This window comes from Sphingobium sp. ba1 (assembly GCF_000743655.1).
Classification (GTDB): domain Bacteria; phylum Pseudomonadota; class Alphaproteobacteria; order Sphingomonadales; family Sphingomonadaceae; genus Sphingobium.
Map to the genome: position 1 here is coordinate 593,161 of NZ_JPPQ01000083.1, position 1,291 is coordinate 594,451.

1 protein-coding gene is annotated in these 1,291 nt (G+C 61.1%); it reads right to left on the bottom strand.

Features of this window, described 5'->3' with window-relative positions; translation table 11 throughout:
* On the bottom strand, positions 1–1,291 hold a 1,291-nt coding region (locus tag IL54_RS21985; RefSeq protein ID WP_272945529.1), incomplete at both ends, for a calcium-binding protein.

A 1,291-nucleotide genomic window follows, 5' to 3' on the forward strand; every position in this document is an offset into this window, starting at 1 on the left:
ACCGCCCGACATCACATCGTCGCCAGCGCCCCCATAGAGCGTGTCGTTGCCTGCATCGCCATACAGCGTGTCATTCCCAGCATCGCCGTACAGCGTGTCATTGTCGTTGCCGCCGTAGAGGCTATCGGCATCGTCCCCGCCATAGAGAATGTCATTGCCGTCTTCGCCATGAAGCGTGTCGATGCCTGCGCCACCGGCGATCGTATCGCTGCCGCCATCGCCCCACAGGCTATCATTGCCCAGCAGCCCATAGATGAAATTATTGCTGGCATCGCCATGATGGCTGTCGTCCCCGGCCGTCCCGGCATAGGTGCGGAAGGGGTTATCGACGAAGTCCGTCAGTTGGATGTCGGCAATGGTGCCGGGTGCGAACTCGACCACATAGTCCGATCCGCTCAGCGTCAGGTCGCGGTCGCTGTCGATGATCAGCACTGTCTTTGCGCTGCCGCCTGTGCCAACCCGGCTCCACCACACCTGGACAAAGCCCGTGCCAAGGTCCGCCCCCGGCAAAGGCGCGCCATCATAATAGAGCGCCGACGACAATTCGCCCCGGAACACCAGCGGCACATTGGTGTAGCCATAGGTACCGTTGATATAGGGATCGAACTCTAGCTTCAGCTTGTCGCCCTCGACCCGGCTGAAATCGGTAATGACATGGGGTGCCGCCAAACTGCCAGGCGCATTGCCCGCAGCTCCAAGGCGAAACACATCAGCGCCCGTGCCACCCGTGGCTGTATCCCGTGCATTGACTTCTGTGCCGACATAGACCGCATCATCACCTGCACCACCGTTGACGATATTGATGCCGCCGTCGCCGCGTACGGCGTCATTGCCTGCGCCACCCTGGACTGTGTCATTGCCATCGCTACCGCGAACGTCATCATTGCCATCACCGCCATCGAGCGTATCGGCGCCTGCAAAACCCACAATATAATCGGCACCAGCGCCGCCACTGACACCATCATTGCCCTCGCCACCATAGAGCGTGTCGTTGCCCGCGCCGCCGGTCAGCTGGTCATTGCCGATGCCACCGTCCAGATAGCTACCCGACGTGCCTGCGGTCATCACATCGTCGCCAGCCTCGCCATACAGCGAGTCAGACCCCGCGCCGCCTGACATCACATCATCGCCAGCGCCACCATAGAGCGTGTCGTTGCCCGCATCGCCATACAGCGTGTCGTTCCCGGCATCGCCATACAGCGTGTCATTGTCGTTGCCGCCGTAGAGGCTGTCGGCATCGTCCCCGCCATAGAGAATGTCATTGCCGTCTTCGCCATGAAGCGTGTCGATG